Raw genomic sequence first — 13814 nt, 5'->3', positions numbered from 1 at the left:
GATGATGAAAATCACGGAAGCCTTGGCGGATTTCTGTGCCACCGTCTCGATAGATTCCCTTCCGCTGGAGGTTGTCGATCGCACCCCCCTTCTGCTGCTCGACCTCATCGGCAGCATCGCCCGAGCGCGCAGCGAGGCAGCGGTCGCTCCCCCCTTGCTCGCCACGGTATCCGCAATGGGGCTCCATAACGGCGCGGCCAGAGTGTATGGCGATCCAGCCAGCTATGCCCCGGCGGGCGCGGCGCTGCTCAATGGTGCGCTTGCCCATGCGCTTGATTTTGACGATACCCATGCCGCCGGGACATTGCACCCCGGCGCGCCCGTCATTCCGGCCGCGCTTGCCGCAGCGGAGATGACCAGAGCGTCCGGCGGGGACATCCTTGCCGCCATCGTCGCAGGCTATGAGACATGCTGCCGCATCGCGGTGGCGCTCCCGGCGGGCGATCATTATGCGCGCGGCTTTCATCCCAGCGCGACCTGCGGCGTGTTCGGCGCGGCTGCCGCTGCGGCGCGGATATTCGGCCTCGACGCAGCCGGGATCGGATCGGCTCTCGGCATTGCCCTCAGCCAGAGCGCGGGCAGTCTCCAATTTCTAGCCGATGGCGCGCAGACGAAGCCGTTTCAGGTGGGCTGGGCGGCCATGGCTGGCCTTACCGCCGCGACACTGGCGCGCAACGGTTACAAAGGCCCCGGCGAAGCGATCGAGGGGCGACATGGCTTCCTTCAGGGCTACGCGCCCTCGCCGCGCCCGGAGCGGGTCGTGCAGGATCTCGGGTCGGTTTACGAGCTGATGCATACCGGCATCAAACCCTATCCATCCTGCCGCTACGGCCATGCCGGTATCGACGCCGTGCTGGCGCTGCGGGCTGAGCATGGATTGCAGTCGGACGAAGTCAACAGCGTCATCTATGGCCTGTCGAACGCGGGCCTATTGCTGGTCGGCGCGCCGATCGAGCATAAGCGCAATCCGCGCAATATCGTGGATGCGCAGTTCAGCGCGCCGTTCGTACTCTCCTGCGCTTTGGTGACGGGCGCAATGGAGTGGGACAGCTATCAACGGCTGAACGACCCGGTAATCCGCGTGATGCTGCCCAAAGTGGATTGCATCCACGATCCAGAGATCGAGGCGGAGTTTCCCACCAACATGTCAGGGAAAATCACCATCACGGCACGCGGCCAGACATTCAGCCGCAAGGTGGTCGTGCCGCTGGGCGAACCATCCAACTTCCTCAGCAAGGACAAGCTGCTGGCGAAGTTCAGGGCGCTTGCCGCTCCGGTGCTTGGGGCAGACAAGGCCGACGCGCTCGCCATGGCTGCACTTGATCTCGCCTCTCTGCCGGATGTTAGAAAGCTGACCAACCTGGCAGCATAGCTGAGGCTAACGCGTTTCCACCCGCGCCTGCATCGCCAGCCCACCCGCATGATCGATAGCGGTCAAGTCGCCGCCCGACAGGCCCAGCGTAAACGGCTCTCCCGCAAAAATCGGCCGTTGCGCGCGGAAGGAGAAGCTTGCAACCTGCGCGGCCGGAGCGTGGCGCAGGAAATGATCCATCAGCAAAGTCGCGATGAAGGGGCCATGGACGACCAGCCCCGGATACCCTTCGACCTCTCGCGTATAAGGCAGGTCATAATGGATGCGATGCGCGTTGAAGGTGAGAGCCGAGAAGCGGAAAAGCTGCACAGGATTAATCGTTGCCACACGCGCTACTGGCGGCGCAGGAGTCACCGTTTCGGGCGGAAGAGGAGCCCCACTCCGCCCGGCTTCGCGATAAACGATGTCCTGCTCTTCCTCTACGCAGACTTGGCCGTCCACCTTCAACAGGTGACGCAGGGTGACGAAGCGCATCCGCCCCGATCGCCCCTGCTTGTCATTGACCGCGATCGTGCTCGTCTCCCGCTCCACTTCGCTGCCGAGCATGATCGGCGCAAGGAAGCGAACGCGGCTACCCGCCCACATCCGGCGCGGCAGGCCATCGCCCTCCCGCAGCGGATGCCCATCCGGCCCGATACCGGACTGCCGCGTATCCGGCGGAAACAGCAGCCAGTGCGCGAGCAGCGGCAATTCGCCCGGCCGCCACGGCGGCGTGTCATGATCGAGCAGCGCGGCGAGCAAGTGCGCCTGATGAGCGGCGGCTATATCGGTGCGATGTTCGGCCGCTTCGGTCACAGAAACTCCGCGCGTATCGCTTCGTCATCACCGCCCAAAGCCGGAACTGGCAGCGCGACCGCTTCCTCCCCATCCCACCTTATGGGCGAGGCTGGCAAGGCGACTGGCCCCGTCGGCGTGTCGGCGGTGACCCGGCGAAGCTGACTGTGCCGCGACAGGCCATCAACGCCGTTCAACCGAGCCCATGCGGTGCCAGCCGCCTCCAGCCGGGTGATCAGCGCTTCAGGCATTTCGGCTGCAAAAACACGACCAACCAGCGCGTCCAGTTCAGCGCGATTGGCGCAACGCAACGTGTTGGACGCGTAGCGCGAGTCAGTCGCAAGAGCCGCGTCGCCGAGCACCGTGGCGCAGAATTTCGACCATTCCCGCTCATTCTGGATCGACACCACGATCTGCGATCCATCGGCGGTCGGGAATGCACCATAGGGCGCGATCGAGGGATGCTTCAGCCCAGCGCGAGCTGGTGCCTTCCCACCATAATCATAGTGCAGCAGCGGCACCGTCATCCAGTCGGCCAGCCCATCGAACAGCGACACGGCGATGCCGCGCCCCTTACCCGTCTGTCCCCGCTCGATCAGCGCCTGAAGGATGGCGGCATGCGCGTTCATTCCGCAGGCGATATCAGCGACCGACACGCCCACGCGCGCGGGATCGTCGGCCGTGCCGGTGATGCTCGCCAGCCCCGCTTCGCACTGGATCAGGAAGTCATAGGCCTTCATCCCCGCCGCTTCGCCGCTTTCGCCATAGCCGGTGATGTCGCAGGTGATGAGGCGCGGATAGCGGGCGCGCAGATCAGTCGATCCGAACCCCGATCGCGCTGCCGCACCGGGCGCAAGATTCTGGACAAAAACGTCCGCCTTCGCCAGCATCCGTTCGACCAGCGCCGCGTCGGCCGGGTCTTTGAGGTCAATGCGAAGCGACTGCTTGCCGCGATTGAGCCAGACGAAATAGGCGCTCTCGCCATGGACGACAGCGTCATAACCGCGCGCGAAATCTCCCTCCGCCCGTTCCAGCTTGATGACCCGCGCGCCCGCTTCGGCAAGACGGCTCGTGCATAGCGGCGCGGCCACCGCCTGCTCGAGCGAGACGACCAGCAAGCCTTCGAGCACCTTTCCCATCAGAAGCTCTTCGGCAGGCCCAGCACATGTGTCGCCACATGGCTGAGGATTAGGTTCGTCGAGATCGGCGCGACCTGATAGAGGCGCGTTTCGCGGAACTTGCGTTCGATGTCATATTCTTCCGCGAAGCCGAAGCCGCCATGGGTCTGGACGCACATGTCGGCGGCAAACCAGGATGCTTCGGACGCCAGCATCTTGGCCATGTTCGCCTCCGTGCCCGGCTGCACGCCCGCATCGAACAGCGCTGCCGCTTTATCAACCATGGCAGCGGCGGCGGTCGTCTGCACATAGGCCCGCGCGATCGGGAACTGGATACCCTGATTCTGGCCGATCGGACGGCCGAATACCGACCTGTCCTTCGCATAGGCGCTCGCGCGATCGATGAAGAAACGCGCATCGCCGATGCACTCCGCCGCGATCAGGATGCGTTCGGCGTTCATGCCCGACAGGATGTAGCGGAAGCCCTTGCCTTCCTCGCCGATCAAATTCTCCGCTGGCACCCGCAGATCGTCGAAGAACAACTCCGTCGTCGCGTGGTTCAGCATTGTCCGGATCGGCCGGATGGTGAGGCCATTGCCCACCGCGTCGCGCATGTCGACCAAGAGCACGCTGATGCCGTCGGTGGGTTTGGCGCATTCCTCGCGCGGCGTCGTGCGCACGAGAAGAACCATGAGATCGGAATGTTCAGCGCGACTGATCCAGATCTTCTGCCCGTTGACGACGTAGTCATCGCCATCCCGCTTGGCGAATGTCCGAATGCGGGTGGTATCAGTGCCGCTCGTCGGCTCGGTGACGCCGAACGCCTGAAGGCGCAGTTCACCCGACGCGATCTTGGGCAGGTAGCGCGCCTTCTGCTCCTCCGACCCGTGTCGAAGGACAGTGCCCATCGTGTACATCTGCGCATGCGCCGCCCCGCCGTTGCAGCCTGAGCGATGCACCTCTTCTAGTACCGCCGTCGCCGCAGCCAGTCCTAGTCCCGAGCCGCCATATTCTTCCGGAATTAGCACCGATAGCCAGCCTTCGCTCGCCAGCGCGGTCACAAACTCGGTCGGATAGCGCCGCTCAGCGTCCAGTTCCTGCCAGTAGGTCCCGGGGAACTGCGCGCAAAGGCGACGAATACCTTCGCGAATGTCTGAAAACGTCTCTTCCTGTGCGGCAGTGCCCATTTCAGTCCCGATAAATGCGATTTTGTCAGACACTATCTCCCATCGGCCTGTGCCGAAAAGTACAGAAATCGCATTCAGCTATGCAAAGCCTGTATGCAAAGCATTCATATACGAAATATTGATATGCATATTTCATCAATTTCACTTGGATGATACATATGCATCATGAGTCGCACCGATACCAGCCTTTGGCTTGCCCTTCTGCATCAGCTTCCCGCGAAGCCGCCCTATCTCCGGGTAAAAATCTGGCGGCGATTGCACGCGATTGGCGCTGTTCCTCTCAAAAATGCCGTCCACGTCCTGCCGCGCTCGGTTGAGGGTGAGGCGGCGTTCCGGGAGCTTCTGACCGAGATCACGGAAAATGGCGGCGAAGCCACCCTCATCGAGGCCCGTCTGTTGGTCGGCCAGACCGACCTGGACGTCCGCGCGCTGTTCGATACCGCGCGAGATGCGGACTATAACGAGATCGCAGAGGCCGCGCGCCGTTTGCTGGACACGGGGCCGCCCAGCGGCGCCGATATTGCGCGCCTGCAAAAGCGGATGGAAGAGGTCAGCCGATTGGACTTCTTTGGCGCTCATGGTCGTCAGGACGCCGAGGCGGCGCTGGCGGAACTGGACCGCCAACGTTATCAACATCCCGATGTAAACCGAGCCGAACCGCCGGACACGCCACAGCCGATCGACCTTATCGGCCGCACCTGGGTCACGCGCAGCGGCGTCCATGTCGATCGCATCGCCTGCGCCTGGCTGATCCGGCGCTTCATCGACCCGGACGCCCGGTTCAAATTCGTCGGCAGCCGCCATTATGACCCGGTCGAGGGCGAGTTGCGCTTCGACATGGTCGATGCCGAATTTACACATGAAGGCGATCGTTGCAGCTTCGAGACGCTGATGTTGCGCGCTAACCTGATGAATGATCACGCGCTCGTGGCGATCGGCGAGATCATCCATGAACTGGACATTGGCGACGGCAAGTTCGCCCGGCCGGAAACGGCGGGCGTCGGCGCCATGCTGTCGGGTGTCTGCGCATCGACCGACGACGATCTCCAGCGCATTGCCACCGCCAGCGAGGCGCTCAACCAGTTCCACGCCTATTTCAGCACAAGAAAGTCCGAGCGATGAGCACCACCATCACCGATCTTCACGAAGGCGCCGCTGTTCCGCCCGGAGATCATGGAATCGCCTTTGGTGAGGCCGTGCGCGTCTGGGCGCGGATCGCCGCGCTGAGTTTCGGCGGACCAGCAGGTCAGATCTCCGTCATGCACCGCATCCTTGTCGATGAGAAACGCTGGATCGGTGAGGAACGCTTCCTGCATGCACTCAATTACTGCATGCTGCTGCCTGGTCCCGAGGCGCAGCAACTGGCGGCCTATATTGGCTGGCTGTTGCACAAGACCAAGGGCGGCTTGGTCGCGGGCGCCCTGTTTGTCCTCCCCGGTTTCCTGGCCATCCTGGCGCTGAGCTACATTTACGTACTGCTTGGTCATGCGCCTTTGATCGAAGGCCTTTTCTTCGGCCTCAAAGCCGCAGTTTTGGCGGTCGTCGTTCAGGCGGTTGTTCGCGTCGGCTCCCGCGCACTCAAGAACAACGTCATGCGGGGTATAGCGGTCGCAGCTTTCGCAGCCATCTTCTTCCTGGGCGCGCCCTTCCCCGTCATCATATTGGCGGCCGCACTGGGCGGTTATATTGGCGGCCGAGCGGGTCTTCCCGCGTTCAAGGGCGGCGGCGGCCACGGATCGCGCCGCGGCAACATTGTCCATGACCGCGACACCGCACTTGGCGAAGGGCTGCCGTATCACGCCCGGCCCAACCTTTCCTGGTCGCTCAAGATTTCAGGCACCTTGCTGTTTCTCTGGCTCGCACCCGTGGTCCTGCTGTTCGTTTTCGCGGGACCCAACGATGTCTTCACCAAAATCGCGGCCTTCTTCAGCCAGATGGCGGTCGTGACCTTCGGCGGAGCCTACGCGGTTCTGGCCTATGTGGCGCAAGAGGCGGTAGGCACCTTTGGCTGGTTGCGTCCTGGTGAGATGCTGGATGGTTTGGGACTAGCGGAAACCACGCCCGGGCCGCTCATCATGGTGACGCAGTTCGTCGGCTTCCTCGCGGCATTTCGCGAAGCGACCGGGTTGAACCCGCTCGTGGCGGCAACGCTGGGGGCGATCCTCACCACCTGGGTTACGTTCGTGCCCTGCTTCCTTTGGATTTTCGCGGGCGCGCCCTTTGTTGAAAGGCTGAGAGGGAACCAGGCACTTTCGGCGTCGCTGGGCGTGATCACCGCCGCCGTGGTTGGGGTTATCCTGAACCTGGCGCTATGGTTCGCGATCCATACCCTGTTCCACGAAGTACGGCCGATCAATCTCCTGGGCAGCAGTTTCGATATGCCCGTTCTGGCGTCGCTGAACCTTCCGGCGCTTGTTCTGGCCGTCGGCGCCGCGATCGCCGTCTTCCGCTTCAAGGTCGGCATGATCCCGGTCCTGTTTACGTGCGCTGGCTTGGGGGCGGCCTATGTCCTCCTCGTCTGAGGGGAAAGTAATGAAACAGGGCGTCGGAGGCTGATCGAACCGCGCCTGTTCTTCGCGCACTTCTGGGCCAGTGATGACGCGCAGAAGCTGACGCGACACCTCGCCGCCGCACTAAAGCTTGTTGCCGTCGCTGCGAACCAAGGCAATCTGACGTCCCGCTGGAAAGAATCGGCGGCGGCGCTGCTGCTGGGATCATCGCCCTGCGGTCAGGCGCAGCCTGCCGCCCCGCATTAGCCGCTGGTTCTCGACTGGAAGATCACCTCCCCTGACACCAATGGGCGCATCGCCCATCTCGCGATAAACCTCGCCGATCATCATCTGTTCATGGCGGAGATCGCGAATGCCCCCATGCAGCGACTCATCTTTGATCGGATTTGATCGTCGCCGCAATGAGAGTCCTTACTCAGATCGCGGCTCATTCGCACGACAAGGCGTTCAGCGCCTCTCAACTGCCTATATATCGCTGGCGTAACGCTTTCTTGTCGAGCTTGCCGACACTTGTTTTCTCGAGCGCATCGCAAAACAGCACCGTTGACGGCACGGCCCATTTTGAGATGATGCCACGCTCGCAAAAATCCTGCACCTGAGTTTTAATGGATGTTTCCGAAACGGCCTCGGCATGCCCTGCCTTGACTACGACGATGGCCAACGGACGTTCACCCCATCTGGCGTCGGGGATGCCAATGACCGCAACCTCGCTCACGCCTGGGTGCTGAGAGATGATGTCCTCGATCTCAAGCGAAGATATCCATTCGCCTCCGGTCTTGATGACGTCTTTCATGCGGTCAGTAATCTGGAGATAACCGTCCGGATGGATGACGCCGATGTCATTGGTATGCAGATATCCGCCCCGCCAAAGCGCTTGGGAACTGCCAGGGTCGGCGAGGTAGCCCTTTGTCAGCCACGGAGCCCGTGCAACGATTTCTCCGGCACTTTCCCCATCATGTGCGAGAGGACGCATATCGGCATCTACGATCTGTAGTTCCACCAGTGGGAGAGGCATGCCGGCGCGGGTCCGAAGCTCAACCTCCGCGACGCCGCCTTCTTGCAACTGATCCCGCGTAACCTGCGTGATGGTGAGAACCGGGCATGTTTCGGACATTCCGTAGCCTGCGAAAACGTCGATGCCGCGTTCGAGCGCAGCATATGCCAATCCCTTCGACAACGCAGTTCCACCGACGATCACCTTCCAACCCGTGAAGTCGGCGGCCGCTGCTTCCGGGCTGGCGAACAGCATGTGCAGCAGCGTCGGCACACAATGCGAAAAGGTGACTTTCTCAGTCTGCTGCAGGGCTATCAGTATATCGGGCGTGTATCGTCCCGGGTAGACCTGCTTCAGCCCAAGCATGGTCGCAACGAAGGGAAAGCCCCATGCGTGGACATGAAACATGGGCGTGATCGGCATGTAGACGTCGCCGCGATCGAGCCTTCCCTGCGTGGGCGAACTCGCGAGTGTCGTTGCCAGTGACAGCGTATGCAGAACCAGTTGCCGATGACTGAAGAACACGCCTTTTGGCAGGCCGGTGGTGCCAGTCGTGTAAAAGGTCGTCGCCCTGCTGTTCTCGTCGAGATCGGGGAACAGAAATTCCGGCGATGCGCCGTTGAGCAGCTTCTCATACTCCCCGGCGATCGGCAGGCTGGTTTGGACCAGCTGCCCGTCGTCGGTGATCACCACGATCGTGCGCACCGTCTCGACACGGTCCCAAATCGCTTCCAGCATCGGCAGAAAGTCGACATGCACCAACAGGGCGTCGTCTGCCGCGTGATTGATCGTGTAGAGGATTTGTTCCGGCGACAGACGGACGTTCACCATATGGAGGACCGCACCCATCCCGGGTATCGCGAAATAGGCTTCAAGGTAGCGGTGACTATCCCAATCCAATACGCCGATGATGGACCCGGCCTTCAGGCCAAGGGCCGTCAGCCCGTCCGCCAGGCGGCCGACTCGATCACGCAGCGTTCGATAGTCATGCCGAACGAGATCGCGATAAACGATCTCTTGCGCAGGATCGCGAGCCAGCGCTGTCGCCAGAAGATATTTTAGAAGAAGTGGATAATCATATGCGTGATCGGTCGGGTCGATATTTGGCGCCAGACCTGCACTATTTCCGTTTTGATGTCCAGCCATTACTACCGTCCAAGGGTACACTGAGCGGTGCGCTCAAGGAGCCGACGCATCGGTGTCGAGTTCATGAAGCGAGGTGACGGGCCTCGATCGTCACCGCTGATAAACGACCTTGCCATCCAGGATTGTCATATCGACAGGAATGTCGCTGAGTTTGTCAGCGCTGATCGTCAGTGGGTCCTGCGCAAGCACGACGAAGTCAGCAAGTTTGCCCGTTTCGATCGAACCTAGCTGTTTTTCCATAAAATTCGCTTCGGCCGACCAGATCGTAAACATGCGGATGCCATCCATCACGCTGATCGCTTCCTCCGGCTGCACGATCTTCCCATATTTCGTGTCGCGATGAACGGCCCGCTCGATGGAAAATAGCGGATATGTCGCAAAATTCTGCGTGCCTACTGTATCGACGCCACCAGGAGGGTGCAGGCCGAGACCAATCAGCGTTTTCATCGCGAAAAATTTGACGTTCGGTTCCTTCATGCCGAGGTCCGTCAATCGCCACAGAAAGGCGACCTGTGGGGAGGGGATGACATGGTCGCGCTGCAAACGCGCCAATCGTTCCTGCGTGCGTTGAGGGTCGATCGTCAGATAATGACCAAAATGCTCGATGCGGTCCCTCGCGTCGGCTTTCGGAGACAATCGGTTGGCGTTTTCGTAGGCTGTAAGCGTCATATCCTGCGCGCGATCGCCATTCGCATGGATTTGAATCTGCCAGCCAGCCTGCCGGACCTTTAGGACGATGTCATTGAGTTGGCTCTGATCCATCATGGGTGTGCCGTAATTGTTGGGCACCCAGGTCGTACCAGCACCTTTCCATTGCGGCCGATAGAGCGCCACGGTCGTTCCCCAGGCACCGTCCATGAATAGCTTGATCGCTCCGACACGAATCCAGTCGTCCCCCATCCCGGTCGTGATGCCGGTCGGTAAGAGCTGGTCTGCGGCAATTGCCCCCTCCATGGGGGAAGTCGTGGCATTCGGGTTTCGGAGGACATAGTTCACACGCACGCGGGTCGGCAACCGGCCTTCCTTGCGCAATTCCTGATAAGCGAGGTAGGTTTTCGGGGGAGACATGTCGGAGACGGTGGTGACGCCTTTTTTAAGATAAAAGTCCTCCAATATCTTTCGCACGCCTTCCTTCATCTCGGGATAGGTGAACTCATGGTTTTTGGGCCACGGGGCCGGAGCATCCCGCACGATCACCACTTCGCCCTGCGCATTGCGTTCATAGCGGCCGCCTGAACTTGCCGGGGGCTCCGGCCAGTTCTTGTCCATCCCCATCACAACCGCAGCTTTATGATTGATGAGCTTGTCGTGTGCGCTCCAGTCAAGGCGTACAGGATTATCCGGAAAAGCCGCGTCGAGTTCCGCTCGCGAGGGCATGACCTGCATATAAGTCCCCTGACCAACCAGCCATGCGCCCGGCGGCAGTTTGGCCTGCGCTTCCTTGAGCTTGGCGATGATCGCCTTGCCGTCCTTCAGCGGCGGCGCTTGGATATTGATGAAGTTGGCCTCGACGTTGGCCATGCCTTCGACATGCGAATGCGCGTCGATGAAGCCGGGCAGCATGGTTCTCCCCCGCAGATCGACCACCTTGGTCGCGGGACCGCGCCACGCCTGGACGTCGTCGCTGACGGCGACGATCCGGTTGCCCACGACGGCGACGCTGCTAACGATACTGTCCTTTGGGTCCACTGTAACGATCTTGCCGTTGGTAACGATAAGATCTGCGTAGGTTTGCTCTGCAAAAACAGGCGATGTGGACAGTAACCATACCAAGGCCGATCCACTGAACCCTACCCAATTGCGGTTTTTCATCCCCGTTCCCTGTCCTTTTATATTCATCGCCCGTTTCGGCGCCAAAATAGTCTTCGCTGGCCTTTTCTGAATAGTCCGATATCCGGCCGGGGAAAAATGGCACGGCATAAGATTTCGAACTCATTCCTCTCGCGGACAGCAGCTTCTGTCATCCGGCGCCTCTTGATCGCAAGACGCGATTTTTCTTCTATCCCTCGGCCTCGCCATATGATGGTGTAAACGGCTACCCAGGTGGTGTTGGAATATCACTAGTCCTGTCGTAAGTGACAGATGCTTCGCCCGATATATCGCGATCTTTTTGGTGAAAGCATATTGAATTAAAAGGAAAAAAATATCAGCGAAGAAATGCCGCTTCGCTGCATATCAGCATGCCCTAACCAGAGAGAAGCGTGCAAAAATCTGTTGCACGCAGACCGTGGATCGTATCGTTTAAGGGCGGAACAGTGTCCTGAAGAGGAATGACCTCTCAGCGAGACTTCGACTTGTAGAGGGGATTCAAATGAAGCTTACAAGGCATCGTCTGCGCTTGTTCACAAGTGTGGCAGTAGCGGGTTTAGGTTTGGCTTCTACAGCAGTTCATGGCGCCCCACTCCAAGGGGATAGTCAACCTGCCGGACAGTCAACGTCGCCGTCTGATGCTCGTATAAACGACATCGGCAATGATATTGTCGTCACAGCGACGCGGCAGGAAATGCGCGCCTCCAAAGTTCCGATCAGCATCAGCGCTTATGGCCAGGCCAAGCTTGATCAGCAGGGCATCAAGACTTTCAACGATCTCCAGCGCCAACTGCCCGGCGTCACCATAGATGTCGATACGCGCACCGTAGCGGTACGGGGGATCAGTTCGTCCGCTGGTGCTCCAACGACAGGTGTCTACATTGATGACACGCCGTTTCAGCTTCTGAATATTGGTATCCTCTCGCAAAATGCCTTGCCAACGGTCTTTGATCTGGATCGCATCGAAGTGCTGCGTGGTCCGCAAGGAACCTTGTTCGGTGCTGGCGCACAGGGCGGCGTCGTACGGTACATCACGCCCCAACCCTCGCTGTCTTCGACGAAGATTTACGTCCGCAGCGAAATCGGCGCTATCACGAAGGGTGATTTTGACGCAGAGACAGGCGTCGCGCTCAATATACCTGTCGTCGAGGACAAGATCGCCGTGCGCGTCAGTGCCTTCGCGCGGCGCGATGGCGGCTGGATCGACCAGCTCGATTGGCGAACATACCAGGTCGACGAGAAAGACGCCAATTCCCGCAAGACAGTGTCCTTGCGCGGCGCCGTTCGTTTTGCTTTGGGTGATCTGGAAATCACGCCTTCGCTTCAATATCAATATACGAAGGAGCGAGAGAATTATTTCAATATCGCGGCATCCGACATCAGCGGGGGCGATTTTCGAACTACCGACGCTACCGTCGTGCCGAACCGTGACAGCTGGTATCTGCCGACCATCAAGGCAGAACTGAACCTCGGCGCCGTCACCGTTCTTTCCAATACTTCCTGGTTCAGACGCCGACAGCGTACTGGCTATAGCGGAACCGATTATCTGGCGCGCTTCTATGATTCGGTGGGCCTTCCTACGCTCAATGACTTTGGCTCGCTGGGCACGTCGATGGGGATCAGGCTTCCGATAGGCGATTATTTTTCCGAAGCGCACATCAACAACAGTCAGAATAATTTCGTTCAGGAAGTTCGCGTTCAGTCAGCCACTGATTCACGTTTGAACTGGGTTATCGGAGGTTTTTACAGCAACAACCGATATAAAAATTATGAAGAGATTGTCGATCCCATGGGTGAGCGCCTCATCCAGGCGTTATATGGCATCAGCTACGAGGATTATTACGGTTCATCCCTTGTAGGAGACCTGAACTATTTCGGGACCAATAGCGTCAAGGATACCCAGCTCGCCATATTTGGCGAGGCGACCTGGGAATTTGTGGACAGATTGAAACTCACGCTCGGCGCGCGCTATGCGAAGGTGAAGATCAAGTTCCAGAATGACCAGGGCGGCCCCCTTAATGGTGGCCCCACCGGATCGACCGGCCAGCAGTCCGAAAAGCCCTTCACTCCCCGCGCCAGCCTTGCTTTCCAGATCGATCCTGACAACATGGTGTACGCCACCGCCTCCAAAGGCTTTCGCATCGGTGGCGCCAACGCTCCGATCCCGGTGACGCCATGCGCATCCGATCTGGCGCAATTGGGGCTGAATCAGGCGCCCTCATCCTATGATGGGGACGTAACCTGGAATTATGAAGTCGGGTCAAAGAACAAATTAGGCGATGTCAGCGTTTCCACGAGTGTTTACTATGTGAAATGGACGGGCATTCAGCAGGCTATATCGCTACCGGTCTGCGGTTTTCGCTACATCGATAATCTGGGCGAAGCGCGCAGCAAGGGTTTTGACCTGCAACTTCAAACCACGATCGGCAATGATTTCGACGTCAATTTGGCGGCGGCCTACACCGATGCACGCCTGACGAAGGCGATCGCGCCGCCGAGCGGACCAGCGCTGATCGTCAGCCGCAGGCAATCTCTGGGCGCTCCCGAGTGGACATTGGCCGTCGGTGGGCAGTATAATTTCGAGGCCTTGGGCAACAAGAGCTTCGCGCGGGTCGATTACCAGCATATCGATACTTTCGCTGGTCTGACCGCTCAGTTGGATCCCGCGACGACATCTTATGACCCCGCTTTGACGAAGCCTCCCGCACGGGACTATGTGACGGCCCGTATCGGCACGACGGTCGGCCGCTTCAGTCTTTCCTTCTATGTCGATAATCTGCTCAATTCCAGCGAGCTTCTCACTCGTACCCGTCCCAGTCAGGGCTGGCCCGTATTTTCTGGCACGTCCTGGCGGCCGCGCGCCTTCATTCTGCAAGCGATATTCAAACAATGACCTTCCGGGTA

9 protein-coding genes are annotated in these 13814 nt (G+C 59.8%); 4 read left to right on the top strand and 5 right to left on the bottom strand.

Annotated features, from left to right (window positions below):
* Nucleotide 1: 1 nt before the first annotated feature.
* The gene (locus ACZ5U1_RS16455) at nt 2–1372 is read left to right on the top strand and encodes an MmgE/PrpD family protein (RefSeq protein WP_464780214.1); all 1371 of its coding nucleotides are present in this window, start codon (nt 2–4) and stop codon (nt 1370–1372) included.
* Nucleotides 1373–1378: 6 nt separating this feature from the next.
* Here the strand turns inward: ACZ5U1_RS16455 and ACZ5U1_RS16450 are convergent, their stop codons facing one another.
* From ACZ5U1_RS16450 to ACZ5U1_RS16440, 3 genes are read right to left on the bottom strand one after another with little or no spacing between them, the layout of a single operon-like run.
* Nucleotides 1379–2167 carry an HTD2 family dehydratase gene (locus ACZ5U1_RS16450; protein ID WP_464780213.1) on the bottom strand — a complete coding sequence of 263 codons (789 nt, stop codon included), beginning with the start codon at nt 2165–2167 and terminating at the stop codon, nt 1379–1381.
* Nucleotides 2164–3285, bottom strand: coding sequence for a CaiB/BaiF CoA transferase family protein (locus ACZ5U1_RS16445; protein WP_464780212.1), 1122 nt, complete (start codon nt 3283–3285; stop codon nt 2164–2166). Before ACZ5U1_RS16445 ends, ACZ5U1_RS16450 begins: the two co-directional genes overlap by 4 nt.
* A complete protein-coding gene (locus tag ACZ5U1_RS16440) occupies nt 3285–4451 on the bottom strand; it encodes an acyl-CoA dehydrogenase family protein (protein ID WP_464780825.1) in 1167 nt (388 codons plus the stop codon). Before ACZ5U1_RS16440 ends, ACZ5U1_RS16445 begins: the two co-directional genes overlap by 1 nt.
* A gap of 165 nt (nt 4452–4616) precedes the next feature.
* On the opposite strand from ACZ5U1_RS16440, the gene ACZ5U1_RS16435 reads away from it, so the two are divergent.
* A complete protein-coding gene (locus tag ACZ5U1_RS16435; protein WP_464780211.1) occupies nt 4617–5573 on the top strand; it encodes a chromate resistance protein ChrB domain-containing protein in 957 nt (318 codons plus the stop codon).
* Complete coding sequence (chrA, locus tag ACZ5U1_RS16430) at nt 5570–6973, top strand: chromate efflux transporter (RefSeq protein WP_464780210.1); 1404 nt, start codon at nt 5570–5572, stop codon at nt 6971–6973. Before ACZ5U1_RS16435 ends, chrA begins: the two co-directional genes overlap by 4 nt.
* A gap of 445 nt (nt 6974–7418) precedes the next feature.
* Here chrA and ACZ5U1_RS16425 read toward each other — a convergent pair whose 3' ends face one another.
* Together ACZ5U1_RS16425 and ACZ5U1_RS16420 are read right to left on the bottom strand one after the other, a co-directional pair.
* A complete protein-coding gene (locus ACZ5U1_RS16425; RefSeq protein ID WP_464780209.1) occupies nt 7419–9101 on the bottom strand; it encodes a long-chain fatty acid--CoA ligase in 1683 nt (560 codons plus the stop codon).
* A 90-nt stretch (nt 9102–9191) separates the two neighbouring features.
* On the bottom strand, nt 9192–10913 hold the full coding sequence (locus tag ACZ5U1_RS16420; protein ID WP_464780208.1) for an amidohydrolase: 1722 nt from the start codon (nt 10911–10913) through the stop codon (nt 9192–9194).
* Nucleotides 10914–11604: 691 nt separating this feature from the next.
* On the opposite strand from ACZ5U1_RS16420, the gene ACZ5U1_RS16415 reads away from it, so the two are divergent.
* Nucleotides 11605–13803, top strand: a complete 2199-nt coding sequence (locus ACZ5U1_RS16415) for a TonB-dependent receptor (RefSeq protein WP_464780207.1) — start codon at nt 11605–11607, stop codon at nt 13801–13803.
* Nucleotides 13804–13814 lie beyond the last annotated feature (11 nt).

Source organism: Sphingobium sp. TomTYG72, assembly GCF_055394715.1.
The sequence above is the reverse complement of the archived record's forward strand: the minus strand, read 5'-3'. Positions and strand labels throughout refer to the sequence as shown.